Source organism: Microbacterium sp. MYb64, from assembly GCF_002979495.1.
Lineage (GTDB): Bacteria > Actinomycetota > Actinomycetes > Actinomycetales > Microbacteriaceae > Microbacterium > Microbacterium azadirachtae_A.
The window spans coordinates 51,310-76,784 of record NZ_PCOW01000008.1 but is presented as its reverse complement, the minus strand read 5'-3'; the positions used below and the strand labels follow the sequence as shown (position 1 = coordinate 76,784).

Below are 25,475 nucleotides of genomic sequence, written 5' to 3'. Positions count from 1 at the left end.
TGCAGTCGTCTACGGCGTTGGCGTTGGCGTTGGCGTTGGAATGAGGGTGCTGAACCATTTTGCGAGGGCTTCGCCGCCGTCGAACGCCACGCCGCTCGTGCAGAAGAGCGCGACGACTCCAACCCCAACGGCGAGCACCCAGACCCAAAGCTGAACAGCCCATCCGTTTGTCCAGAAAAGCGAGAGCCAGAACCAGCGCGGACGACCATAGGACGCGATGTACACACCGGAGATGCTCGCCAAGCACAGCGCAATGAAGACGACGAGCATCAGGAGGCAAAGGAATGCCCCGATCATCTGGTTTGCTACCTGTTGGAATTCGCCAGGTGGGGCCTTGAAGAATGCTCCGATCGCACCGTACTGCTCGACACGTGCGCGGAGGCGACCAACAGCATCACCATGCAGAGGCGCGTTTTGGAGCCAGTATGCGTTGAACCACCCGGTAGTCCAAAGCACCGAACTCAGCAGAATCCGCCACACGACTGAGCGACCATCGACGCACTTCTTGGCCCAGAAGACGACGAACGACAGCATCGTGCCGACGAAGACGACCGCGGAGAACAGCACAAGTGCATACGCGATCTCGCCGACGTACTGCGAGTACCTGGCAACGGCGACGACCAAGCCGAACATCACGAAGAAGGCCATGGCCCTCTCTGCATCCGGGTCGTTAGACCTGCGACGCGGGCGCGACGCTCTCCGCAACCGCCACGGCGTCGCCTTACGGGCAATTACGAGTGCGTCGTTGAGTGAGCGCCGTTGCCCTGCGACAGGAAGTGCAATCATGTCGGCAAACGCTGAGCCGACGATCACTCCGGGGACGATCAGTGCGAGTGCGGACACTACTGCGAACCAGGTCGGCGGCGTCACCAGTCTCGCCCTCCACCCCTGCGAACAAAGTTCAGAAGAAACGACGCGACCGCTCCCAACGCCATCGCACCAACGCCGATCAACACGTCCCACGTGTGCTCAGCCAGAAACGTTTGCACCGGCACCCTCCTTTGACTTGGTCCAACAGCCCCCGGCCATGCCCCCAGTATCGGCGGCATGGCGGACATTGCCTCCGGCATGCCGCGCCAGCTGCGAGGTTGTTGGCTGGAAGAGTCTTCATCGTTACCGCGGGAACGCCACCAACTGGTCGTCGCGCGAGTCCAGCCGGAAAGAACCTCGGCCCCGCACAAAAGACCCACACTGTGTTGAGACAGTAAGAAACGGCTCGCTTCGGCGGGCCGTTTCGCTTTTCCCGGAGGGATCACCGCTCGTCCGCGGAGCCGGCAGCGACCGCCTCGATCACGGCGACGAAGCCCGCCGGATCCTCCTGGAAGGGCGCGTGGCCGGTGGGCACCCGCACGATCTCGGCTCCGGCGCGCGTCGCGAGGAGCTCCTGAAAGGGAGGCGGGACGAGCACGTCGTTCTCGGTGAGCACGTATGTCGCCGGCCTGCGCTTCCACGCGACGCTGCTGACCTCGCCCTGCAGCGACGCGAGGGACTGCGGGCGGAACATGTCGGCCAACTGCTCGGCGGCTTCGGCCGGCGTCCCGGGCGGGAAGTCCGCGCTCACCATCGCGATGCGCGTCGCGCGGTCCGGTCCCAGGGAGACCTGTCCCTCCTCGACGTGCCAGAGTTCGGGAAGTGAGCCGCCGAGGGAGCTCTGCACGCTCTCGCCGGCGTCGAGGACGAAGGCGGCCACGTAGACGAGGTGCTGCACCGCGGGATGATCGCCCGCCTGCGTGATCGGCAGGCCCCCGTAGGAATGGCCGACGAGGATCACGGGGCCCGGCCTCGCATCGAGTGCGGCGGTGACTGCGGCCGCGTCGGCGTCCAGACCGGCGGTCGATCCCGTCGAGGGCAGGTCCAGGGCGTCCACCTCCCAGCCCCGCTCGCGCAGCAGGGCTACGACGGCGGCGAATTCCCAGGCGCCCACCCAGGCACCGTGGACGAGCAGGATGCGGGGACGATCGGTCATGCGCAACAGGATGCGGCCTCGGCGTCCACCGCCACCATCCGTAGGATTGCCGAATCCGGGGAGCCTCAGCGGAACGTGGCGTCGAGCGCCGCGCGCAGATCCGCGAGCAGGTCGTCCGTGTCCTCCAGCCCGACCGACAGGCGCAGGTGTCCCAGCCTTCGGAAGGGCTCCGGGTAGGTGGACACGCGGCCTCCCTCGGTCCCCGTGTGGACGATGAGGGAGTCGTCGTGTCCGAGCGAGAAGCCCGAGGTGATCAGGCGCAGGTTCGCGACGAAGCGGTTCTGCACCTCGGGGCCGCCGTCGACGGCGAAGGCCATCATCCCGCCGAACGCTCCGTCGAACTGGCGAGCCGCGAGATCGTGCTGCGGGTGCGAGGGCAGACCGGGGTAGTAGATGTAGGCGACGCGCGGGTCGTCGGACAGGAGCTCGGCGATCGCCTGCGCGGACGCGAGGTGCTGACGCATCCGCAGCGGCAGCGTGACGGATCCGCGCTGGATCTGCCAGGCGTTGAACGGCGAGATGATCCCGCCGACGTCGACCATCGCATCCGCCTTGATCGGCTCGATCAGCTCATGCCGCCCGATGACGGCTCCGCCCATGGCGTCGCCGTGTCCGTTGATGTACTTGGTCAGGGAGTGGACGACCAGGTCGGCGCCGTCCCGGAGGGGGCGGTAGCAGGGCGGGGGCGTGTAGGTGGAGTCGACCATGAGGATGGCCCCGGCGTCGTGCGCGATCCCGGCGATCGCCGCGACGTCGGTCACCTGCGTCGTCGGGTTCGCCATCGCCTCCACGCACACGAGGCGGGTGTTCGGCCGCATCGCCGCCCGCACGGCGTCGTGGTCGGTGATGTCGACGAAGGTCGCCTCGATGCCGTACCGCTGCGGCAGCAGCTCCGTCCACAGCCGCCACGTCGCCTCGTAGGTCACGTCGCTCACGACCACGTGGTCGCCCACGCGGACGTGCGTGAAGAACACGGCGTGCAGTGCCGCGACCCCCGACGCGAGCGCGACGGCGTCCTCGCCGCCCTCGAGCGCGGCGAGCTTGTCCTGCAGCGCCTGCTGGTTGACGCCCGTGTTGCGCGTGTAGAGACCCGGCGCGGTCGCCGACCAGCTGATCTCGCTCGGATCCTCCGGGAGGAGATAGGAGTTGGCCATCACGAGCGGCGTCCGCAGGGCCTTGGTCGAGTCGACCTGGATGCCCGCATGGACGGCGAGACTCGCGTCCGACAGGGTGGCGGGGCGCGTGCGGTCCGGACGTGCCGTCATGGAGTCCTCCTGGGTCTGGGCGATGGTCGTGGTCATCGCGCTGGCATTACGCTAACGTGTGATATCAACATCAGCAATTGTCTATATTGCACATGAGTGAGTAGGTGCAGCGTGGATGGGACGGACCACCGCATTCTGGCGGAGCTGACGGCGGATGCCCGCGTCGCCCTCGTGGAGCTCGCGGCCCGGGTGCATCTGTCGCGCAACGCGGTGAAGCAGCGGATCGAGCGCATGGAGCGCGACGGCGTGATCGCGGGATACACCGTGGTGCGCGGAGCGGCGGCGGCGCGGCGCGTGACCGCGATCGTGATGGTCTATCGCACCGATCGCATGCGCGGCGCGCACGTCGTGACGGCGCTCGAGCGGATCCCCGAGGTGGTGCGCTGCGACATCCTCTCCGGCGAATTCGACCTCTTCGTCACCGTGCGGGCGGACACCATGGACCGGATCGGCGAGATCTGGGAGCTGATCGCCGCCCTGCCCGGCGTCGAGAACACGGTCACGTCGCTGTCGCTCACCCGCGTGATCGACAGACCCTGATCGGCGCCGCCCCCGGGTCAGGTGCTGATGCACACCACCTTGGGCTGCGTCAGCTCCTCGTACGCGAATCGCACGCCTTCGCGGCCCATGCTGCCGTGCTTCGCACCCCCGAACGGCATGCTGTCGACGCGGTAGTCCGAGGAGTCGTTGATCATCACGCCGCCCGCCTCGATCTGCTCCGAGACGCGCAGCGCCCGGGTCAGATCCGCCGTGAACACCCCGGCATGCAGCGCGTAGGCGGTCTCGTTCGCCAGGGCGATCGCCTCCTCCTCGGTATCGAAGGGAGCGAGCGCCACGACCGGGGCGAAGGCCTCGTCCTGCCACAGCGCGCAGGAGTACGGCACCCGATCGAGGACGGTCGGCCAGTACACCGAGCCCTCGCGGCGGTTCCCGGCGAGCACGTGGGCTCCGACCGCAACGGCATCGTCGACGAGACGCTGCGCGCGCTCGGCGGCCTCGACGGTGATCATCGGGCCGACGTCGGTGCGCTCGTCCGCCGGGTCGCCGGCGACGAGCTCCCTCGTGCGGGCGACGAACGCTTCGCGGAAGCGCTCGTGCACTTCGCGCTGCACCAGGATCCGCTGCGCTCCCACGCAGTTCTGGCCCGCGGCCCAGAACGCGCCCGAGACGCAGGCCTCGACCGCCGCAGGGATGTCGGCGTCCGCGAACACCAGGACGGGGGCGTTGCCGCCGAGCTCCATCGCGAGCCGCTTCAGCCCTGCGCTGCGCGCGATGGCCTCGCCGGTCGCGAACCCGCCGGTGAACGAGATCATCCGGACGTCGTGTGCGGCCACGAGCGCCTGCGCGACCGCAGGGTCGCCGTGGACCGTCGTGATGACCTCTGTCGGCAGGCCGGCTTCGACGAGCAGGGCGACGAGGAACTCCGCGGTGAGCGGGGCGAACGGGGAGGGCTTGAGGATGACGGCGTCCCCCGCGGCGACCGCCGGGCCGAGCTTGTGCGCGACGAGGTTGAGCGGGTCGTTGTAGGGCGTGATCGCGACGATGATGCCGAGCGGCTCCCGGGTGAACCAGCCGCGGCGCTTCTCGGATCCCTCGAAGGCGTCGAACGGGATCACCTCGCCCGCGTGCGATCGCGCCGTCTCGGCGGAGAGGGACAGCGTCGTCACCGCGCGGCGCACCTCCTTGCGCGCCTGCCGGATGGTCTTGCCGGCCTCGCCCACGATGAGCGCGGCCGCCTCGTCCGCCCGTTCGCGGAGCAGGCCCGCTGCGCGGTCGAGGATCTCGTGCCGGGCGAAGCGGGACAGCGTGCGCGAGACTGCGAAGCCGGTGCGCGCCCGCTGCAGGATCCCTGCCACGTCGCCGGGCGCGCTCTGCGTGACGGATCCGATCGTCCTGCCGTCGAACGGGCTGTGCACGGCCAGCGCCGCAGGCTCCGTCACGTCGTGCGGTACCGCGATGGCGGGCGCGCTCATCGCGTCGCCTCGGCGAGGGCGTGCTGGTGCGCGTCGATCGCGATGATGTCGGAGAGGAGCGCATACGCGGTCTCCATGCGACCGGCGCCGGGACCCGAGACGGTCACGGTGCCGAGCAGATCCGTGTCGAAGGACACGGCGTTCATCGGTCCCGAGACGCCGGCCAGCGGATGCGTCGAGGGCAGTGCGACGGGCTCCACCGTGGCGACCACTCCACCCGCGTCATCGCGCCGCGCGGTGCCGATCAGCTTCCAGCGCCTTCCGTCGGCGGCCGCTTCGACGATGTCCTCCTGGGTGATACCGGAGATCCCGCGCCGCTCGACGTCGGCCGTCGTGATGTCCGCGCCGAGGATCTCGTTGGCGAGGATCACGACCTTCAGCTGCACGTCGGATCCTTCGATGTCGGCGGTCGGATCGGCCTCGGCGTAGCCGAGCGCCTGCGCCTCGGCGACGGCGTCGGCCAGCGTCATGCCGGTCTCCATCCGCCCCAGTACGTAGTTGCTCGTGCCGTTCAGGATCCCCTGCACGGCCGAGACCCGAAGACCCGGCAGCGCATCGGACGCGAAGCGGAGCACGGGCGTGCCGCTCATCACGGAGCCCTCGTACTCGAATCTCACGCCCCGCGCGTCCGCGATGCGGTTGAGCTCGGTCCCCGCGAGCGCGACCGGGCCCTTGTTCGTCGTCGTGACGCTCTTGCCGCTCTCCAGGGCCGCGCGCACGTGCGACACCGCGGGCTCGCCGTCCACGGGGTTGGTGAAGGTCGCCTCCACGACGATGTCCGCGGTGGTGCTGCGGATCACGTAGTCGTTCTGCGGCACCGCGACACCGCCGGTGAGTCCGGCGAAGGTGGCGCCATCGGCCATCCCGAGCACGGCGCCGAGATCGATGCCGTCGGACTGCATGAGCGAGCCGAGGCGCAGGTCGGTGATCGCGACGACGCGCAGCGCGAAGCCGAGCTCGTCCGCGAGCTCCTCTCCGCGGACGTGGATGATCTCGGCGAGGGCGCGGTTCACGCCGCCGAAGCCGATGAGGGCGAGGTCATGACGATTCACGTCGTGCTCCTTCGATGCTCGGAGGGGTGGGCAGGTCGCGATCCATCCTGAGCGCGCGGGGTGTCGGTGCGCGCCTGCCCGATCGTCCGAGCGCACTGCCGTTGTGCCCGCCGCGATGACGTTTCGCCCGAAACGGCGATCAGGCGCGGGAGAGCTCCCGGAACGGTTGTGCGGGGGACGCGCTCGCGGTAATGTCCGGAAACACTGCGTGCGACATCGACACATGGATGTGGTGATATAGCACGCAGATGTTCGTCTCACCCCTCACACCCTTCGAATGCGAGACATCATGAGCCCACTTCCCGGGGAGAAGGCGCTGCCCAACGCCCTGCCCCACACCACCGCCACCCAGGTACCGCTGCGCCGGCTGCAGCGTTCCATGGACGCGCGGCACCTGATCATGATCGCCCTGGGCGGCGTGATCGGATCGGGACTGTTCCTCAGCTCCGGGTACACGATCAGCCAGGCCGGTCCGCTCGGCGCGATCATCGCGTACCTCATCGGCGCGCTCGTCGTCTATCTGGTGATGGCGTGCCTCGGCGAGCTCGCGACCGCCTATCCGGTCTCCGGCGCGTTCCACATCTACGCCGCGCGATCCATCGGCCCTGCCACCGGCTTCACGACCGCCTGGCTGTACTGGCTGTGCTGGGTGGTGGCCCTCGGGTCCGAGTTCACCGCCGCGGGGATCCTGATGCAGCGCTGGTTCCCCGGCGTGCAGGTCTGGGTCTGGTGCCTCGTCTTCGCCGCGGTGCTGTTCTCCATCAACGCGATCTCCGCGCGCGTGTTCGGCGAGACCGAGTTCTGGTTCTCGCTCATCAAGGTCATCGCGATCGTCGCTCTGATCGTGCTCGGCGGGGCGGCGATCTTCGGATTCACTCCGCTCTCGGACACGCACCCCGGTGCGGTGCTGTTCAGCAACTTCGCCACCCCGCACGGGCTCTTCCCCGGTGGCGTCGGCGGAGTCCTGATGACGTCGCTCGCCGTCTTCTACGCGTTCAGCGGATCCGAGCTGATCGGGGTGGCCGCCGGCGAGACGAAGGATCCGGGCAAGAACATCCCGCGCGCCCTCAGATCCACAGTGCTGCGACTGCTGGTCCTGTTCGTGGGGTCGATCACGGTCATCGCCGCGATCCTGCCGTACGACAAGGCGAGCGTCACCAGCAGCCCGTTCGTGGACGTCTTCGCGTACGCCGGAGTGCCGTTCGCCCCGGACATCATGAACTTCGTCATCATCACCGCACTGCTCTCCGCGGGCAACAGCGGCCTGTTCTCCTGCGCGCGGATGCTGTTCTCGCTCGCGGAGGAGGGACATGCTCCGCGGTCGTTCACGCGGCTCACCCGGCGCGGGATCCCCATCGTGGCGCTGAGCGTGAGCATGGCGCTCGGCCTGGTCTCGCTGCTGTCCAGCGTCATCGCGGCGGAGACCGTGTACCTCGCCCTGGTGTCGGTCGCGGGCTTCGCGGTCGTCGCGGTGTGGATGTCGATCGTGGCGTCGCAGTTCTTCCACCGGCGCGCGTTCCTCCGCCGTGGCGGCGACCTCTCGACCCTGCCCTACCGGACGCCGCTCTTCCCCGTCCTGCCGATCGTCGCGTTCGTGCTGCTGCTCGTCTCGGTGATCGCGATCGCCTTCGATCCCAACCAGGTCGCCGCGCTGTACTTCGGCATCCCCTTCGTCGGCCTCTGCTACCTGTTCTTCTGGTGGCGCTACGGGCGACGCGGGGCGAAGGCGCCGGCCGTGGTCTCGGAGGAGGCGCCGGTCGGGGCCGGCGAGGATCCGGCCGCAGAGGAGCCGATCGAGACGCGTTGAGCGCGAGCGGGGCGGGAGTCATCATGATCGCGAAGACGCCGGATAGGCTGGCCGGACCCGGATCCGGATCAGCCGTCTCCGGAGAATGGCGCAGGAACCGGGGAGGCAGGATGTCGGCTCCCTCGTCGTTGTCGCAGGGCCTCGCGCTGCTCGGGTCGGCCGTCGTGCGCGAGCAGGCAGGGCGGTCCGGGTACAACGCCTCCCGTCTCGCCGATGCCACCGGGATCGAACGCAGCCGCGTGTCGCGCCTCACCCAGGAACTGCGCGCGCTGCGCTTCCTGCAGCGCGACGAGGATGCGGTCCTCCGCGCCGGCGACGCCTACTTCGGTATCGCCGGCGCCCTCGACGCCCCCTGGCTGAGGACCGCGCGGCAGGAACTGCGGACGCTGGCATCGACGTTGCGCATGACGGCGCGCGTCTGCGCCGCGGATGGCGCGGCGGCGCTCGTGCTGCGCGCCGAGGCGGGCATCGGCGCCACGGACCTGTCCACCCGATACGGGACGGTCACCCCGATCTGGGGCACCGGCGCCGGCCGCGCGCTGCTCTGGGACCACTCCCCGGAACAGCTCGCCGAGCTGCTCCAGGACGTGCAGTTCGTCGGAGTCGGGGGCCCTGCGGCGGCACGCACGACCGGGGAGGTGCAGGCTCTCCTCGAACGCGACAGGGCCGCCGGCGTGATCTCCGCCGTGGACGAATACGCGGAAGGCGTCGCCGAGTTCGCGCTGCCGGTGTTCGGGCGCTCCGGGATCGTGGCGTCGATCGCGATCAGCGGCGTCCCTCAGAGCGCTCGCCGCACGCGTGCGGCGCTGACCGCCCTCGGCGAGGTCCGCGACCGGCTCAGCGCATCCGCGAGCGGTCAGTGAGTCCCGTGCGCACCCCGGCGTCCGCCGGGTGCTCCGAGTGCGGCCGAAAGCGCGTCAGCAGCCGCGACGCAGGCCGTCGCGAGCTCCGTCGTGCGCGGCTGCAGCGTCCGCCGCTCGCCGACGATCTGGACGGCGGCCGCAACCTCGCCGCGGAAATCCCACACCGGCGCCGACACGGAGTAGAGGCCGGGCTCGGCCTCCTGATCCACGATCGCGTATCCGCGCTCCCTGGCCTTCTGGAGGCGACCGAGGAAGTCCTCCGCCGACGCGGGCGCGTTCGGGCCTGGACTGGTGAACGAGGTGCGGGCGAACACGGTGCGCACCTCGTCGTCGCTCGCGTCCCACAGCACGGCCTGGCCCGCGTCGCTGCAGAACGCGGGGTAGGCGCGGCCGATCCAGGATCCGATCATGCGGGATCCCGCAGGGATGCTCTCCACGATCGTCAGCGTGCTGTCGCCCTGGAGGATGCCGAGGAAGCAGGCCTCGCCGACCGAGGACGCCAGCTCGTCGAGCACCTCGAGACCTGTGGTGCGCATCCGGCGGTCGGTCAAATCCTGTGCGGCCGCGTACCAGCCCCAGCTGAGGCGGTAGCGGTGATCCTCGCCGCGGACGACGAGCCGCTGGTCGGCGAGCGCGGACAGCGTGCGGGAGACCTGCGAGCGCTCGCGGCCGAGAGCCTGCGCGACATCCTGGACCGTGACACCTGCGGGGGAGCCGGGCAGGAGCTCGGCGAGTGCGGAGAGGACGTCGAAGCCGCGGCCCATGCTGGTCCTGACCTGGGCGAGATCTTCGGCGGTCGGCATGGCACGAGCGTACTCGACCGTCGTCCCCCGTCTTTCGCGGAACGGGGACGGATCAGGTGGGGGCGATGATGCCGCACGTCACGGTCCTGGACGGCGGCCTGTCGACGGCCCTGGAGCAGCAGGGGATCGTCGTGGACGGTGCGCTGTGGACGGCGCGACTGCTCGCGGACGAGCCGGAGCGGATCGCACGGGCGCACCGCGAGTTCTTCGAGGCGGGGGCGGATGTCGCGACCACCGCGACGTATCAGGCCAGCGAGCGCGGGTTCCTCGCCGCGGGCTTCGATGCGGCCCAGGCCCGTGCCCTGATCCGCCGCGGGGTGACGGTCGCCCGCGACGTGCGCGACGAGTTCGCCTCGGCCCGCCCAGGGCTGCGGGTCGCAGCGTCCGTCGGCCCGTACGGCGCCGTGCTCGGCGACGGCTCGGAGTATCGCGGCGGCTACGGCCTCTCCGCGGCCCGACTGCGGGACTTCCACGGTCCGCGGCTGGAGCTGCTCGCGGAAGCCGGACCTGATCTGTTCGCGGTGGAGACGATCCCCGACGTCGAGGAGGCGGTCGTGCTGGTTGCGCTGCTCGACGACATCGGGCTCCCGGCGTGGTTCAGCTACTCCGTGCGCGGAGCGGCCACCTGCGCCGGTCAGCCGCTTACCGAGGCCTACGCCGCTCTCGCGGGCTCATCCGCGCTGATCGCCGCGGGGGTCAACTGCTCGGATCAGGCGGACGTTCTCGGTGCGATCACGACGGCGGTGCAGGTCACAGGGCTTCCCGGTGTCGCCTACCCGAACCGGGGCGGCATCTGGGACAGCGCCGCCAAGACGTGGTCGCAGGCGCACGCCGTCGACCACGCGCTGGTCGACGCCTGGGTCGCCGCCGGCGCCCGCTTCATCGGCGGCTGCTGCGGATACGGCACGGCCGACATCGCCGGCCTCGCGAAGGCCGTCGCCTCAGTCCTTCCGTGATCCGGGGCTGTAGGTCTCGATCGCGGCATTGAACCGGTGGAGCAGCCCGGCGAACCGGTCGATGTCGTCGTCGGTCCAGTCGCCCAGGATCTTGTCGAGGGCGTGCAGGGAGCGCTCCCGAGTGGCATCGAGGCGGATCCTCCCCTCGTTCGTGAGCGTGAACTTGCGGGCGGGGCCGCCGTCGGGATCGGGGATGCGGTCGACGAGACCCATGCGCATCGCTGCGGTCGTCTGGCGCTGCAGGGTCGACGCGTCGAGACGGAGGAGGTCGCTGAGCTCGCCGATCGAGAGCGGGCCATCGGAGGCGAGGCGGGCCAGCACGACGTAGGCGCTGCGGTCGAGGCTGCCGTCGTGCCGCAGCTGAGCGATCGTGTAGCGACTGAGCAGCATCTGCGCATACTCGATGTCCGCGATTCTGCGACGTCTCATGCCTTCATCCTACCGTGGATGTGTATGATGCATATGTAAGTTACACATCGTTGGGAGTCGTCGTGTCCGCATCCACCACCCGGCCGAAGGTCATCGTCGCGGTCCTCGCCTTCGCCGGCATCGCGTCCTCTCTCACGCAGACGATGGTGACCCCGTTGATCGCCCGGTTCCCGGAGATCTTCGACAGCTCCGCGGCGAACACGGCGTGGATCGTGACCGTGACGCTGCTGGCGGCGGCCGTCGCCGTGCCGATCGCGGGCCGGCTGGGCGACCTGTTCGGCAAGAAGCGGATGATCCTGATCGTCGCGATCCCGCTGATCCTCGGCGGGATCGTCTGCGCGCTCGCTCCGACGGTCGAGATCATGATCGTCGGACGCGCGCTGCAGGGGCTGGGTTCGGGCATGGTGCCGTTGGGTATCGCGCTGCTGCGCGACGTCGTCCCCCGCGAACAGCTCTCCTCCGCGATCGCGACGGTGAGCGCGACCCTCGGCGTCGGGGGAGCGATCGGGTTGCCGCTGTCGGCCGCCGTCGTCCAGTTCGCCGACTGGCGAGTGCTGTTCCTCGTCGGGAGCGCCGTCACCGTGATCGCGGCCGCGGCCATCTGGATCCTTGTCCCTGCGACGCCGGCCGGAGCCGCCGGGCAGCGCTTCGACGGCCTGGGAGCGCTCGGGCTCGCGCTCGGTCTCGTCTCCTTCATCCTCGCGATCTCGAAGGGCGCGGAGTGGGGCTGGGGATCTCCGTCGACGATCGGACTGCTCGCGCTCGCGGCGCTGTCGTTCGCCGGCTGGGGCGTGTGGGAGACGCGCGTGAAGGAGCCGCTCGTCGACCTGCGCACGACGGTCCGCCCGCGCGTGCTGCTGACGAACATCGCGTCGATCTTCGTGGGCTTCGGGATGTACGCGAGCATGCTGGTCATGCCCCAGGTGCTGCAGCTCCCGGCGGCGACCGGATACGGTCTCGGGCAGTCGATCCTGGCCGCCGGGCTCTGGATGGCGCCCGCCGGTCTGATGATGCTTCTGCTGTCGCCGGTCGCGGGGCGTCTGATCGACGCGCGAGGGCCGAAGTTCACGCTCGTGATCGGCGTGGTGATCCTCGCCGCAGGCTATGGCGTGGGACTCGTCGGCATGGGCAGCACCTGGGGGCTCCTCGTCACGAGCCTCGTGATCAACAGCGGGGTCGCGTTCGCCTACGGCTCGATGCCCGCGATCATCATGGGCGCCGTCCCCCGCTCGGAGACCGCCGCGGCGAACGGCTTCAACACGCTCATGCGCTCACTCGGCACGACGATCGGCGCGGCCGTCATCGGCGTCATCCTCGCGCAGATGACCATTCCCCTCGGCGATGCCGCGGTGCCCTCGGAGGCAGGCTTCCGCACGGCCCTCATCATCGGCGCCGGCGTCTCGATCGCGGCGGCGGTCGTGGCGCTGTTCATCCCGGACCCGGCCCGTCGTACGGAAGGCGCGGCGCCTGCTGCTGTCGAGGCGGATGCCGAGGCCGAGACCGTGGCCGCGTAGAGGGAAGGCGTCGTCAATCGGTCCGCGGACGCGTGCCGGGGAGCTGGCGGGCCTCGTTGGTGTGGGAGTCGATGATCGCCGTGCTCAGCGCCTCGATCGGCGCACGCGGAGCCGCCGGGTCGTCGATGAGGGCGAAGTCGAGGGTGCCCAGCCGCGGGAGGCCGAGCGTGGCGTCCGCGCGGACCAGATCGGGTGGCATCATCCCGCCGGGGAAGACGGCGACGCCGAGACCTGCGCGGACGCCGGCAAGCACTCCGGCGATGTCCCGGACGGTGCAGGTCGCCTTCCAGCGTCGTCCCGCGGATTCGAGCGCGGCGACGGCGGCGGCGCGAGAATGACTCGGCCGGGGGTACGTGACCAGAGGGACCACGTCGCTCTGGTCGAGTCGCAGCGATGGGTGCGCACTCCAGATCAGCTGCTCGCGCCGGACCACGTGACCCTCCGCGATCCCGGGCTCCTGTCGCACGTAGACGAGATCGAGCGCGCCGGCCCGCAGGCGTCGGACCAGGGCGGCGGACTGTCCGACCGTGATCTCGACGTCGACGAGCGGGTTCTTCCGGCGGAAATCGCGGAGGATTCCGGGCAGGTGGGTGAGGGCGAGGTCGTCAGCGGTGCCGAAGCGCACCGTGGCGCGTTCCGCCGGTCCGGAGAAGTACGCGTGCGCCTCATCGAGCACGGCGAGGACGCGGCGCGCGAACGCGAGCATCGCCTCGCCGCCGTCGGTGAGGCCGACGCTGTGGGTGTCCCGGGCGAAGAGTGCGCGGCCGGTCTGCTCCTCGAGGCGGCGGACCCGCTGGCTGACGGTGGGCTGGCTGATCCCGAGCTGTCTCCCGGCCTCGGAGAAGCTGCGGTTCTCGGCCACGGCGACGAAGCAGCGCAGCAGATCGGGCTCGTACACGCTCATTCCTCCCGCCGGGGAACCTGCTCATTCACAGATCCGATAACAGTTATGTCCATCATTATCGTGAGTGATCGGGCGATCCTCCGTACCGTTGAGGTCATGTCTTCCGTGTCGGCCGTGGATCATCCGATCACCGAGCCGCTGCCGGTGCTCGCGACTCGACCGACTTTCCGCGCGACCTTCGCGGCGCTGCAGGAGGCGAACTTCCGGCTCTACTTCGCGGGCCTTGCGGCGACCTCCGCAGCGGGATGGCTGGCGCGGCTGGCCACGGATTCGCTGATGATCGAGCTCACCGGCGATGTCGGCCTCGTCGCTCTGGTCGTCGCGTCGCAGCTGCTGCCGTCCATCGTGCTCGGACCGTGGGGAGGCGTGCTCAGCGACCGCTTCGCACCACGGCGGACGGTCGTTCTGACCCAGCTCGTCGTGGTGCTGGCGGCACTCTGCCTCGGCGTGCCGGCGATCCTCGGCACGGCCGGCGTGCCGCTGATCGTCGCGTCCTCGCTTTTGCTCGGCGTCGCGGCGGCGTTCGAGGCGCCGGCCCGCGCGGTGCTGCTCGTGCAGGTCGTCGGCACCCGCGCGCTGCCCAACGCGATGAGCCTGAACGCCGCCGTGCAGCAGCTCGCCGGGATCCTCGGCGCCCTGCTCACGGCGGGTCTCGTCGCGATCATCGGATCCGGATGGGCGCTGGTGGCGGCGCCCGTCGGGCCGCTCGCGGGCATCGTGATGCTGCTGGGGATCCGGCGCTCCGCGCTGCACCCCGCGATCAAGGTCGCCGCCCGGCGGGGGCAGATACGCGAGGCCATCCGCTACGTGCGGCGCAAGCCGGAGATCCGCACCGCCCTGCTGCTGATCTCATCGCTCGCGTTCTTCGCGCTCACGGCGTCGATCCTCATGGCCTGGTCCGCGAACGAGCGCTATGGCCTCGGCACGCTCGGCTACACCCTGTTCCAGACGGCGTCGGCCGTCGGCGCTCTGCTGGGCAGCCTGCTGGCGGCACGTCGGCGGCAGCTGCGCCTCCGCGACAGCGCGCTGCTGCTCGCGGGCTCGGGGCTGGTCTGGGCGTGCTCCGGGCTCGCGCCCTTCGCCGGCCTGTTCGTGGTCGGACTGGTCGCGTCGATGCTGATGCGGACCGCATTCATGATCGGCAACGACTCGCTCACCCAGCTCTCGGCCAACGGCGCGATCCGCGGGCGAGTGGTGTCGCTCTACGTCGTGTGCATGACCGGCATGCAGGCGGCGGGGGCGCTCGCCGCGGGCTGGGCGGTGCACGCGCTCGGCGGCGAGATCACCTTCCTGCTCGCCGGCGGTGCGCCCGCTCTCATCGCCCTCACCGTCGTGCTCGTCCACACCTTCCGCGGGCGCGCTCGCCGATCCGTCGCCTACGGGGCATGATCGGAGTGCATGGCGATCGAGCATCCTCATCCGCCGCATAGCTGCCTCACAGGAGTTGCGTCGGGGGGACTCGGACCATGGATCCGGGCGCGCAGAGCGGGCCCAGGGGAGGGTGGACATGGCGGAGGCGGTGCCGAAGGACGGCGACGGGGCGGGGACTTCCGCCGCGGTCTCCCTGCCCCTCGGTCTGCCCCCGATCGTGCGGGCCGACGGATCGGCGGCGCGGGCGCTCGTGGTCGACGACGAGCAGGCGCTCGCCGCGGCCGTGGGCGGATCCCTCCGCGCCGACGGCTGGGAGGTGCGGGTCGAGCACCGCGGGCGCAGCGCCCTCATCGCCGTGCGCGAGTTCCAGCCCGACGTGGTCGTGCTCGACATCATGATGCCGGACATCGACGGGCTCGACACCCTCGAGCGGATCCGTGCGATCCGGCCCGAGATCAGGGTGCTGTTCCTCACCGCCCTGGACGGCCACGACGACCGCATCGCGGGTCTCCGTGCGGGCGGTGACGACTACCTCACGAAGCCCTTCGCGATCGCCGAGCTGCAGGCGAGGGTGCGGGTGCTGGCACGCACCGCCGCGGCGATCGCGCGACCCGCCGAGTCGCAGCTGCGGGTCGGCGACCTCGCGGTGGACAAGGCGGAGACCACGGCCGAGCTCGGCGGATCCCCGCTCGAGCTCACCCCCACCGAGTTCGAGCTGCTGCTCCTGCTCGCCAACAACGCAGGGCGCGTGCTGCGCCGGGCGCAGATCCTCGAGGCGGTCTGGGGCTACGACTTCGGTGCAGAGTCGAATCTGGTCGAGGTGTACGTGTCGAGCCTGCGACGCAAGCTCGCAGACTCCGCGGTGCTGAACCTGGAGACCGTGCGGCTGGTCGGCTATGTGCTGCGGGTCGCGGATCCCGAGCAAGGCGCATGAGGCGTCCCCGCAGCCTGCGCCTGCAGGTGGTGCTCATCGCCTCGGCCCTCGTCGCGGCGGTGAGCATCGTGGTCGGCGTGGTCGCGGTGCTCTCGCTGCACGACTACATGCTGAGCCAGGTCGACGCGCGCCTGAACGGCGCCGCGGCGCGCGGCGCGGACATCGCCGGCGGGCGCGGACCCGGATCCACGCCGGGCACGACCTCGCCGAATGGTCCAGGATCCACTCCTGCTCCGACGCCGCCCACGCGGCCCAGCCGCAACGACGTGGTCGGGGCACCAGGCCAGTCCGCCGGCACGATCACCGCGATCTTCCGCGACGGCACCTTCGAGATCGGCGGCTGGATCGCCTCCGACGGGGTGCGGCACGATCTCACCGCCGCGCAGAAGAAGCTCCTCGCCGCGCGTCTTCCCACCGGATCCGCGGATCGCACGGCGCCGGTCACCCTCGACCTCGGCGGTGCTCTCGGCGACTACCGCGTCGCCGGGCGCACCACGCACAGCGGAGTGGGCGTGGTGACGGCGCTGCCGCTCGATTCCGTCACGGCGGTGACCGGGCGGCTGACGCTCGTGGTCGCGCTGGTCGGCCTCGCCTGCATCGTGCTCGCGATCGCGGCGGCCGCCGTCGCGATGGGGCGGGCGCTGCGCCCGCTGCGCCGCGTCGCGCACACCGCGGCGGCCGTCACCTCGGTGCCGCTGGACCGGGGCGAGGTGCGGCTCGCCGGCCGGGTCGACGCGCGCGACATCGCGTCGACCGCCGAGGTCGGCCAGGTCGGCACGGCCCTGAACGACATGCTCGACCACGTCGAGAGTGCCCTCGCCCAGCGCGAGGCCAGCGAGTCGACCATGCGACGCTTCGTCGCCGACGCCAGCCACGAGCTGCGCACCCCGCTCGCCACGATCCGCGCCTACGCGCAGCTCTCCGATCGTGCGGACGCGGAGGAGCCCGAGATCCGCGGCAACGCCGCGCTCATCGACGTCGAGGGGGTGCGGATGGGCGCACTCATCGATCAGCTGCTCCTGCTCGCACGCCTCGACGCGCTGCCCGCACTCGCGCAGGACGAGGTCGATCTGCGGCTGCTGCTCGCCGAGGCCGTGCTCGCCGCGCGTCTCGCCGGGCCCGATCACGTCTGGATCCTGGAGCTCGGCGAGGATGCCGCTCTCGTCCGCGGCGATGCCGGGGATCTGCGCCGCGTGGTGGACAACCTGCTCGGCAACGCGCGCGTGCATACGCCGGAGGGGACGACCGTGCGCGTGCGGCTGGACGAAGTGCGCACCGGCGAAGGGGCGGTCCCCGAGTCTGCCGAAGGGTCCGTGCGCCTCACCGTCTCGGACGACGGCCCGGGCCTTCCCGAAGCCGTCCGGGACACCGTGTTCGAGCGCTTCGCCCGCGGCGAGACCTCGCGCTCCCGCGAGGGCGGCGGCACCGGCCTCGGCATGGCGATCGCCCGCGCGGTGGTCGAGGCGCACGGCGGCACGATCACGCTGGGGCGGGGAACCGGCACCACTTTCGTGGTGACGCTGCCGATCGCGGGGCCGGACACGGATCCGGACGCCTCGCGGCGGATTACGCTGGAGGGGTGACTGCGTACGTCTCGGCCTTCGATCTGTTCTCCATCGGTGTAGGACCTTCGAGCTCCCATACCGTGGGCCCGATGCGCGCCGGCGTCGACTTCGCCGCGCGGCTCGCCGCGAACGGCGCGCTCGCGAAGGTGGCGCGCGTCACCTGCTCGCTCTACGGATCCCTCGGCGCGACCGGCCTCGGCCACGGCACGCCCGATGCGGTCGTCGCGGGGCTGCGCGGCCTCACCCCCGAGGCCTGCGATCCCGCCGACGTGCGCCGCGCCTGGGCGGACTGGACCGACGGATCCTCGCTCGCACTGAACGGCACGCACGAGGTGGTCTTCGAGAAGGACGACATCACGTTCGAGCCGCGCACGCGCCTGCCCGGCCACCCCAACGCGATGACCCTGCGTGCGCTCGACGCCGACGGGATCCACCTCGCGCAGGAGACCTACTACTCGATCGGCGGCGGGTTCATCCGCCGCGACGGCGAGGAATCCGGCCGGTCGCTGGACAAGGCCGCCTTCCCGTTCGCCTACCGGGACGCGGCCTCCCTGCTCGAGCTGTGCGACGAGAACGGGCTGACGATCGCCGAGCTCGCCCGGCGCAACGAGACCGCGCTGCGCAGCGAGGAGGACGTCGCGGCCGGGCTCGACGCGATCTGGAACGCGATGGCCGCGTGCGTCGACGCCGGCCTGCACGCCGAGGGCACGCTGCCCGGCATCCTCAAGGTCAAGCGCCGCGCCGGCGCGATCCGCGAGCAGCTGGACGAGGTCGAATCCGACGGGCACCCCGCCGTCCCCGGCGAATGGCTGGGCGCGTTCGCACTCGCCGTGAACGAGGAGAACGCCGCGGGCGGGCGCGTGGTCACCGCCCCCACGAACGGCGCCGCCGGGATCCTGCCGGCCGTGGCGATGTACTGGTGGCGCTTCCTCGCCGACTCCGGTCTCGGCGCGGGCAACGCCGTCACCCCGTACGGCGAGCTGGTCGGCAGCGCGCTGATGGGGTTCGGCGCCGAGGCGTCGCTCGTCGCGGTCGGAGCGATCGAGGACCCGGACACCGTCGCCGAGGCCAACCGCCGGCGCGGCATCCGCCGGTTCCTGCTCACCGCGACCGCGCTCGGATCCCTGTTCAAGGCGAACGCGTCGATCTCGGGCGCCGAGGGCGGCTGCCAGGCCGAGGTCGGATCCGCGTGCGCGATGGCCGCGGGCGGGCTCACCGCGGTCATGGGCGGCACGAACCGTCAGATCGAGAACGCCGCGGAGATCGCCATGGAGCACCACCTCGGGCTCACCTGCGACCCGATCGGCGGTCTCGTGCAGATCCCGTGCATCGAGCGCAACGCGATCGCCGCCTCCACGGCCGTGACCGCGGCCCGGCTCGCCCTGCGCGGCGACGGCCAGCACTACGTCTCGCTCGACGCGGTCGTCGAGACCATGCGGCAGACGGGTCTGGACATGTCGACGAAGTACAAGGAGACGAGCGAGGGCGGTCTCGCGGTGAACGTCATCGAGTGCTGAGCTCGGGGCGCGCGCTGCCGGCACCCGTCGTAGGGTGAGCAGATGAGCACGACGCGTCGCCGCGGGCGCCCCAGAGGGGAGTCCGGATCCCGGGAGCGGATCGTCGTCGCCGCGGAGCACGAGTTCGGCGAGAACGGCTACGACGGCGCCACGATCCGGGCGATCGCGGCGCGCGCGGGTGTCGATTCCGCGCTCGTGCACCACTACTTCGGCGCCAAGGCCGACCTGTTCGCAGAGGTGATCGGCATCCCGCTGCGGCCGGACGTCGACGTCCCGACGATCCTGGAGGGACCCCGCGCCGAGGTCGGCGAGCGCGTGGTGCGCTACGTGCTCGAGGCGTTCGAGCGCCCCGACGTGCGGCGGCGCGGAGTGACGATGATCCGTGTCGCGCTCGGATCCAAGGTCATGTCGCCGCCGCTCGTGGGCTTCCTGTCCCGCGAGCTGATCGGGCGGATCACGACGCGTCTCGAGACGCCGGACGCGGCTCTGCGCGCCACTCTCGTCGCATCGCAGATCGCCGGGCTGATCGTGACCCGGTACGTGGCGCGGCTGCAGCCCATCGCGGATGCGCCGGTCGACGAGCTCGTCGCGCGCGTCGGCCCGACGATCCAGCGCTACCTGTTCGAGTAGGAGCTTCGGGGATCCCGAACCCTTGACCCCCGACCCCCGCGGATCCATAATTCATCACATGATGAATAACGCGGTGGTGATCGACGGGCTGCACGTGCGGCGCGGCCGGCACGACGTGTTCGACGGCCTCGCGCTGACGATCCCGCGGGGTGAGGTGACGGGGCTGCTCGGACCCTCCGGCTGCGGCAAGACCACGCTCATGCGCGCGATCGTGGGCGTGCAGCGGATCCGCTCCGGCGAGGTCACGGTGCTCGGCGAGAAGGCCGGATCCGCCGCCCTGCGCCATCGCGTCGCGTACGGCACGCAGGGCGCCGCCGTGTACTCCGATCTCACCGTGCGGCAGAACCTGCGCTACTTCGCGGCGGTGCTCGGGGTCAGTCATGCCGACGCCGACCGCGTCATGGAGCAGGTCGGGCTGACGCCGTTCGCCGGGCAGCGGGTCTCCGCGCTCAGCGGCGGGCAGGCGAACCGGGTGTCGCTCGGCGTCGCGCTGCTGGGCGCGCCAGAGCTCGTGGTGCTCGACGAGCCGACCGTGGGACTGGATCCGGTGCTGCGGTCGGAGCTGTGGGACCTGTTCCGCCGGATCGCGGAGGCCGGCACGACGATGCTCGTCTCGAGTCACGTGATGGACGAGGCGCTGCGCTGCGACCGGCTCCTGCTGATGCGCGAGGGGCGGATCGTGTCCGACACGACGCCGGCCGAGCTGCTGGCGGACACGGGCAAGACCGATCCCGAGCAGGCGTTCCTCGTGCTCATCGCCCGCGACGAGGCTTCGGAGACCGGCGCCCATCCGCAGACGCGCCGGGAGCAGCGAGAGGCGGCGGCATCATGAACCCGCGTCGGATGTTCGCGACCGCGGGTCGGGTGCTCACCCAGTTGCGGCACGACCCGCGCTCGATCGCGCTCATGGTGGTCGCGCCGAGCCTGCTGGTCGGGCTCTTCGCCTGGTTGTTCACGGACACGAAGGGCGTGTTCGACACGTTCGGCGGAGCGATCCTCGGGCTCTTCCCGTTCATCGTGATGTTCCTGGTGAGTTCGATCACGACGCTGCGCGAGCGGCGGTCCGGCACGCTCGAGCGGCTCATGACCACCCCGCTCGGCAAGGCCGACTTCGTGCTCGGCTATGCGCTGGCGTTCGGTCTGATGGCGGTGCTGCAGGCCGTGGTCACCGTCGCGTTCGCCGTGTACGTGTGCGGGCTCACCGTGGACGGTCCGCTCTGGCAGCTCGGGCTCGTCGCGGTCGTGGATGCGCTGCTGGGCACCTCGCTCGGACTCCTCGCGAGCGCGTTCGCGCAGACCGAGTTCCAGGCCGTGCAGTTCATGCCGGTGCTGGTGTTCCCGCAGATCATCCTGGGCGGACTGTTCATGCCGCGGGACAAGATGCCCGACGTGCTCTACACGATCTCCGACTGGCTGCCGCTGAGCCATGCGATCGACGCGATCCAGGCGGTGACCGCAGGCACCGGCGACTGGGACCTGTGGCGTCCGGTATTGATCGTGGCGGGCTTCGCCGTGGCGTTCCTCGTGCTCGCGCCGCTCACACTGCGCCGGCGCACGTCCTAGTCGCGTACATGTCCTAGTCGCGTGCGGCGCGGTTCTTGGTGTGCCTGGTCGGTGCGGCCTGCCACGGGTCCTCCGGCCAGGGGTGCTTCGGATAGCGGCCGCGCATCTCGGCTCGCACCTGGGCGTAGGGTCCCGACCAGAACGAGGCCAGATCGTCGGTGACGGCGAGCGGACGTCCGGCCGGGGAGAGCAGGTGGAACAGCACGGGCACGCGCCCTCCGGCCAGGCGCGGGGTCTCGGCCCAGCCGAAGCACTCCTGCAGCTTCACCGCCACCACCGGTCGCGCGGTGGGATCGTCGTGCGCCGGGTACTGGATCCGGACGCGTGAGCCGCTCGGCACCTCGAGGCGCTCGGGCGCGAGCGTCTCGAACTCAGTCGCGGCGGGCCAGGGCAGCAGCCGGCGCAGCGCCGGGGCGAGGTCGATCCTCGTCGTGGGAGTCCCGGTCGCGAGCGCGTCGATCTCGGGGCCGAGCCAGTCGTCGAGCGCCGCGGTCAGGGCGGTGTCCGACATGTCGGGCCAGGGGGATCCGAGCGCGCGATTCAGCAGCGCGAGCCTGCGGCGCAGCTGATCCGCGGACTCCGACCAGGCGAACACCTCGAGTCCCTGCGCGTGCAGGGCGCGTCGCACCGCGTCGCGGCCCTCCTCGGCGCCCGGCCGGACCGGTGCGGAGGAGCGCACGATCGCGCCGACCCTGCGCTCGCGCCGGGCGGTGACGCGGGAGCCGGCGAACTCCGCCTCCACGCGGTCCGTGATGAGGTGGTCGGCGGCCCGCTCCACCTGTGCCTCGGTGATCGCGGCAGCGGTGCGGATCACGGCTCCTGATCCGTCCGCCACCCGTCCTGAGGCCCGTGCGACGTCGGCGACGGCCAGCCATTCGACGTTCGCGAGCGAGCCGCGCACGCCGGCGCGGGTCCCCGACGCCAGCAGGAATGTGGCTCCGTCCGCGGTGCGTTCGACCCGCCGGGCCACCCGTGCGGGGAAGGCGAGGGCGATCACCAGCCCTGCATCGTCGACCCCCGTCGCGGGGGTCGCGGACCCCAGTGGCGGGATGAAACGCCGGAGTCGCTCCGCCTCCTGCGCCCAGCGGCGGGCATCAGGACCCCGGCCGCCTCGGAGGGCGACGATCGCGGCGGCGACATCCGCATCGGGCGTGCGCAGGTCGCCGCCGAGCAGCGCGACGACCTCCGCGGCCAACCGGGCGCCCACGAGTCCGCTTCCTTCGATCAGGGCCCGGGCGAGGCGCGGGTCGACCGGGACCCGGGCCAGGGCGCGGCCCTCGTCCGTGGCGCGGCCGTCGGCGTCCGTGGCGCCGAGGTCGTGCAGCACGGACTGCGCCTCGGCGAGGGCTTCGGCGGGGAGCGGATCGATCAGTCGCAGCCCCGTCCCGCCGGGGGCGCCCCAGCACGCCAGCAGCAGCGCCGCATCGGCGAGGTCGGCGGTGGCGATCTCGGGGGCGGGCCGGGCCGGTGCCGCCGCGAAGGTCCGCTCGTCGAGGCAGCGGATCACCGTGCCAGGCCCCTGCCGGGTGGCGCGGCCGGCACGCTGCACGGCGGAGGAGCGGGCGGCCGCGGCCGTCACGAGCCCGCTCATGCCGCGCGCTGAGTCGCGCTGCGGGAACCGGGACAGGCCGCTGTCGACCACGAGGCGCACGCCAGGCACGGTGAGCGACGACTCGGCGAGCGACGTGGTGACGATGATCCGCGGCGCCTCGGCAGGGCGTCGGCCGCGGATCACCGCGTCCTGCTCGGCCGCCGGGATCTGTCCATGCAGTTCGCGGACGTCGAATGCCGGACCGCTGTCGCGGATGCGACGCGCGATCTCGGCGACCTCGCGGGCGCCCGGTGCGAAGACCAACATGTCGGCCGAGGGGTCTTGGCGGACCAGGTCCCGAGCCGCGTCCGCTGCCGTGCGCGCCACGTGGTCGAGGAAACCCCGGGTGACGCCGCGTTCGTCCAGCCGCGGGACCGGGCTCGGGGCCCAGCGCTCGGTGAGCGGATGCGCGGGGACCGTGTGCTCGACGACCGGGGCCGGCGCGTCAGCGCTGCCGATCACGGAGGCGATCCGGGCGGCGTCGAGCGTGGCCGACATCGCGACGACCACGAGGTCGTCGCGCAGTTCGCGTACCTCGCCGAGCAGGCCGATCAGGAGGTCCGTCTCGAGGGCGCGCTCGTGCACCTCGTCGATGACGACGGCGTCCACGCCGTCGAGGCTGGGATCTGCGAGCATCCGGCGCAGCAGCACGCCCGCGGTCACGAACTCGACGCGCGTGTCGCGGCCCACGGAGCGCTCGCCGCGGACGGTGAAGCCGACCCTGGTTCCGAGCGGGGATCCGTCGAGCTGCGCGAGCCGCCGTGCGGCCGCGCGGGCTGCGACACGGCGCGGCTGGGTGACGATCACGCGGCCCGGGGTGCGGGAGGCGAGCAGGGGAGGGACCAGCGTGGTCTTGCCGGTGCCGGGCGGCGCGCTGATGACGGCCGCGGTTCCGGCGTCGAGTGCTGCGGCGACCTCGTCGAGAGCCGCCGCGAAGGACAGCGAGGCGCCGATCGCACGGAGGTCGAAGGGCGCGGAGGTCATCCGTCCAGTCTGCCGCGAAACGCGGGCGGCGCCCGGACCCCGAAGGATCCGAGCGCCGTCCGTCGTGAGGGGTTACTCCGCGGCTTCGTCGGTCTCGTCGGCCTTCTTCGCGGCGGCGCGGGTCGCGGGTGCGGTCGCGTGCGCGGCCGGCTGGCGGGTTTCGGACTGGGCGAGGCCCGCGCCGAAGCCGCGGCCGACGGCCTGCCCCTGCAGGATGCCGGCCAGGTCGAGCCCGGTCGCGGCGTGCACGCTGTCGAACACGCTGCGCAGCGCCTTGGCGCTGTCTCCGCCGACGACGCTCGAGGCGCCGTCCTCGCCGGATCCGCCGATGATAGACACGCTGCCGATCGCGGAGTAGCCCTTGGCGAACTCGGCCATGATCGACGGCAGCACCTCGAGCACGCGCTGCGAGAGGAATGCCTCCTGGTTCGACGCGATGGCCTTCGCCTCGGCCTCGACGGCCGCGGCCTTCGCCTCGCCCTCGGCGCGGATCGCGTCGGCCTCCGCCGTGGCGCGCACGCGGCGAGCCGCTGCCTGTGCGTCGGCCTGGGCGCGCAGCGAGGTGGCCTCACCCGTGGCCGTCGCGACCGCGGCGGCCGCCTCACCGTCGGCGCGGGCCTTGTCGGACTGCGCCTGCTGCTCGGCGATGCGGGTGGACGCCTCGGCCTGCTTGACCTGCTCGATCGCGGCGGCCTCGGCGGCGCGCTCGCGCGTGTAGAGCTCGGCCTGGGCGCGGGTCTCCGCCTCGTAGCGCTGAGCGTCGGCGACGCGCTTGACGTCGGCGTCGAGCTGGGCCTGCTTGTTCTCGGCCTGCTGCTGGAGCACCGCCTGCTCGGCCTGCGCGCGGGCGAGCTGCTCCGCCTGCTCGGCTTCGGCGCGGGCGCGTCCGACGCCCGCGGCGGCGTTCGCGGTGTTGGTGTCGAGCGCGGTCTGCTCGACGAGGTTCGCCTCCTGGTTGGAGATGAGCTTCTGGTTGATCGCGCGGTCGGCGTTGGTCTGGGCGATCTCGGCGGCCTGACGCTTCGCCTGGATCTCCGGGGCGCCGAGCGACTGGATGTAGCCGACCTTGTCGGTGATGCCCTTGATCTGGAACGAGTCGAGGATCAGGCCCTGCTCGGCGAGCTCCTGCGAGACGTCGGCGGCGATCTGGTCGGAGAACTTCTTGCGCTCCCGCATGAGCTCGACGACCGAGAGGGTCGCGACGATGCCACGGAGCGCACCCTCGAGCTGTTCGGTGGTGAACTGCTCGATGGCCTTGTCCTGCGAGGCGAACCGCTCGGCGGCGCGGCGCACGAAGAGCGGATCGGATCCGATCTTCACGATCGCGACCCCGTCGACGTTCAGCGTGACGCTGTCGAGCGACTGCGCCTCGGCGTTCAGCAGCACCTGGCGCGAGCGCAGGGAGATGATCTCGTGGCGCTGCGTGATCGGGTTGACGAGCGACTTGCCGTTCACGATGACCGTGACCGGAGACTCGGACATCTCGGAGCTCGTCGTCCCGTCCGGCAGGAGGGTCGCGCGCTGCACCTTCTGCTTGCGACCCGAGATCACGAGCGCCTCATCGGCGCGGGCGACCTTGATCCAGCTGCGCGCGAGCAGCAGCACGACGAGCAGGATGATGACGACGCCGACGATCGCGGCCCCGATGATGATGAGCAACCCGATGAGGGCGGCGGGGTCCATATGCACTCCTGTGTTCTCCGGTCGCGCCCGATGAGGGCGTCACGAACGACTATGCCAGAACCTATGAACCGGCCGTGAGGGATGTGGATGAGTCTCCGGACTGAC

22 protein-coding genes are annotated in these 25,475 nt (G+C 71.2%); 12 read left to right on the top strand and 10 right to left on the bottom strand.

What is annotated here, in order from left to right; all coding sequences use genetic code 11:
• Positions 1-9: 9 nt before the first annotated feature.
• From CQ044_RS09430 to CQ044_RS09420, 3 genes are all read right to left on the bottom strand, one after another.
• The gene (locus CQ044_RS09430) at positions 10-648 is read right to left on the bottom strand and encodes a hypothetical protein (RefSeq protein ID WP_105688231.1); all 639 of its coding nucleotides are present in this window, start codon (positions 646-648) and stop codon (positions 10-12) included.
• Between the two features lie 604 nt (positions 649-1,252).
• Positions 1,253-1,966, bottom strand: coding sequence for an alpha/beta hydrolase (locus CQ044_RS09425; RefSeq protein WP_105688230.1), 714 nt, complete (start codon positions 1,964-1,966; stop codon positions 1,253-1,255).
• 65 nt (positions 1,967-2,031) lie between these two features.
• Positions 2,032-3,267 (bottom strand): PLP-dependent aspartate aminotransferase family protein, encoded by a 1,236-nt coding sequence (locus tag CQ044_RS09420; protein ID WP_258133232.1) that lies wholly within the window; start codon positions 3,265-3,267, stop codon positions 2,032-2,034.
• A gap of 75 nt (positions 3,268-3,342) precedes the next feature.
• Here CQ044_RS09420 and CQ044_RS09415 point away from each other — a divergent pair, with 75 nt between their 5' ends.
• On the top strand, positions 3,343-3,771 hold the full coding sequence (locus CQ044_RS09415; RefSeq protein ID WP_258133231.1) for an Lrp/AsnC family transcriptional regulator: 429 nt from the start codon (positions 3,343-3,345) through the stop codon (positions 3,769-3,771).
• A gap of 17 nt (positions 3,772-3,788) precedes the next feature.
• Here CQ044_RS09415 and CQ044_RS09410 read toward each other — a convergent pair whose 3' ends face one another.
• A complete protein-coding gene (locus CQ044_RS09410; protein WP_105688228.1) occupies positions 3,789-5,204 on the bottom strand; it encodes an aldehyde dehydrogenase family protein in 1,416 nt (471 codons plus the stop codon).
• On the bottom strand, positions 5,201-6,256 hold the full coding sequence (locus tag CQ044_RS09405) for a homoserine dehydrogenase (protein ID WP_105688227.1): 1,056 nt from the start codon (positions 6,254-6,256) through the stop codon (positions 5,201-5,203). Before CQ044_RS09405 ends, CQ044_RS09410 begins: the two co-directional genes overlap by 4 nt.
• Positions 6,257-6,545: 289 nt before the next feature.
• On the opposite strand from CQ044_RS09405, the gene CQ044_RS09400 reads away from it, so the two are divergent.
• The gene (locus CQ044_RS09400) at positions 6,546-8,063 is read left to right on the top strand and encodes an amino acid permease (RefSeq protein WP_105688226.1); all 1,518 of its coding nucleotides are present in this window, start codon (positions 6,546-6,548) and stop codon (positions 8,061-8,063) included.
• Positions 8,064-8,173: 110 nt separating this feature from the next.
• A complete protein-coding gene (locus CQ044_RS09395) occupies positions 8,174-8,926 on the top strand; it encodes an IclR family transcriptional regulator C-terminal domain-containing protein (protein WP_181158259.1) in 753 nt (250 codons plus the stop codon).
• Here CQ044_RS09395 and CQ044_RS09390 read toward each other — a convergent pair.
• Positions 8,920-9,729 (bottom strand): IclR family transcriptional regulator, encoded by an 810-nt coding sequence (locus CQ044_RS09390; protein ID WP_105688224.1) that lies wholly within the window; start codon positions 9,727-9,729, stop codon positions 8,920-8,922. The genes CQ044_RS09395 and CQ044_RS09390 overlap by 7 nt on opposite strands.
• A 65-nt stretch (positions 9,730-9,794) precedes the next feature.
• Between CQ044_RS09390 and mmuM the strand changes: the two genes are divergently transcribed.
• Complete coding sequence (gene mmuM / locus CQ044_RS09385) at positions 9,795-10,685, top strand: homocysteine S-methyltransferase (protein WP_105688223.1); 891 nt, start codon at positions 9,795-9,797, stop codon at positions 10,683-10,685.
• Here mmuM and CQ044_RS09380 read toward each other — a convergent pair.
• Positions 10,671-11,114, bottom strand: coding sequence for a MarR family winged helix-turn-helix transcriptional regulator (locus CQ044_RS09380; protein ID WP_105688222.1), 444 nt, complete (start codon positions 11,112-11,114; stop codon positions 10,671-10,673). The two genes, mmuM and CQ044_RS09380, sit on opposite strands and share 15 nt — an antisense overlap.
• A 62-nt stretch (positions 11,115-11,176) precedes the next feature.
• On the opposite strand from CQ044_RS09380, the gene CQ044_RS09375 reads away from it, so the two are divergent.
• Entirely contained in the window at positions 11,177-12,628 is a 1,452-nt protein-coding gene (locus CQ044_RS09375; RefSeq protein WP_258133230.1) for an MFS transporter, read from the top strand.
• Positions 12,629-12,641: 13 nt separating this feature from the next.
• Here the strand turns inward: CQ044_RS09375 and CQ044_RS09370 are convergent, their stop codons facing one another.
• Positions 12,642-13,526, bottom strand: coding sequence for a LysR family transcriptional regulator (locus CQ044_RS09370; RefSeq protein ID WP_045272765.1), 885 nt, complete (start codon positions 13,524-13,526; stop codon positions 12,642-12,644).
• 102 nt (positions 13,527-13,628) lie between these two features.
• Here CQ044_RS09370 and CQ044_RS09365 point away from each other — a divergent pair, with 102 nt between their 5' ends.
• The 7 genes from CQ044_RS09365 to CQ044_RS09335 all read left to right on the top strand — a co-directional run bounded on the left by CQ044_RS09365 (position 13,629) and on the right by CQ044_RS09335 (position 21,112).
• Entirely contained in the window at positions 13,629-14,921 is a 1,293-nt protein-coding gene (locus tag CQ044_RS09365; RefSeq protein WP_181158258.1) for an MFS transporter, read from the top strand.
• A gap of 118 nt (positions 14,922-15,039) precedes the next feature.
• Positions 15,040-15,837, top strand: coding sequence for a response regulator transcription factor (locus CQ044_RS09360; protein ID WP_105688305.1), 798 nt, complete (start codon positions 15,040-15,042; stop codon positions 15,835-15,837).
• On the top strand, positions 15,834-17,420 hold the full coding sequence (locus tag CQ044_RS09355) for a cell wall metabolism sensor histidine kinase WalK (protein WP_105688220.1): 1,587 nt from the start codon (positions 15,834-15,836) through the stop codon (positions 17,418-17,420). Before CQ044_RS09360 ends, CQ044_RS09355 begins: the two co-directional genes overlap by 4 nt.
• Positions 17,417-18,919 carry an L-serine ammonia-lyase, iron-sulfur-dependent, subunit alpha gene (locus CQ044_RS09350; RefSeq protein WP_105688219.1) on the top strand — a complete coding sequence of 501 codons (1,503 nt, stop codon included), beginning with the start codon at positions 17,417-17,419 and terminating at the stop codon, positions 18,917-18,919. The genes CQ044_RS09355 and CQ044_RS09350 overlap by 4 nt, the downstream gene beginning before the upstream one ends.
• Positions 18,920-18,961: 42 nt before the next feature.
• Positions 18,962-19,549 (top strand): TetR family transcriptional regulator, encoded by a 588-nt coding sequence (locus CQ044_RS09345; RefSeq protein WP_105688218.1) that lies wholly within the window; start codon positions 18,962-18,964, stop codon positions 19,547-19,549.
• A gap of 58 nt (positions 19,550-19,607) precedes the next feature.
• Positions 19,608-20,381 (top strand): ABC transporter ATP-binding protein, encoded by a 774-nt coding sequence (locus tag CQ044_RS09340; RefSeq protein ID WP_105688217.1) that lies wholly within the window; start codon positions 19,608-19,610, stop codon positions 20,379-20,381.
• The gene (locus CQ044_RS09335) at positions 20,378-21,112 is read left to right on the top strand and encodes an ABC transporter permease (RefSeq protein WP_045272771.1); all 735 of its coding nucleotides are present in this window, start codon (positions 20,378-20,380) and stop codon (positions 21,110-21,112) included. The genes CQ044_RS09340 and CQ044_RS09335 overlap by 4 nt, the downstream gene beginning before the upstream one ends.
• Positions 21,113-21,125: 13 nt before the next feature.
• On the opposite strand, the gene hrpB is transcribed toward CQ044_RS09335, so the two are convergent.
• Both hrpB and CQ044_RS09325 read right to left on the bottom strand, forming a co-directional pair.
• Positions 21,126-23,687: an ATP-dependent helicase HrpB gene (gene hrpB, locus CQ044_RS09330; RefSeq protein ID WP_105688216.1), complete on the bottom strand. Its 2,562-nt coding sequence runs from the start codon at positions 23,685-23,687 to the stop codon at positions 21,126-21,128.
• A 72-nt stretch (positions 23,688-23,759) separates the two neighbouring features.
• Entirely contained in the window at positions 23,760-25,370 is a 1,611-nt protein-coding gene (locus tag CQ044_RS09325; RefSeq protein WP_105688215.1) for a flotillin family protein, read from the bottom strand.
• Positions 25,371-25,475 lie beyond the last annotated feature (105 nt).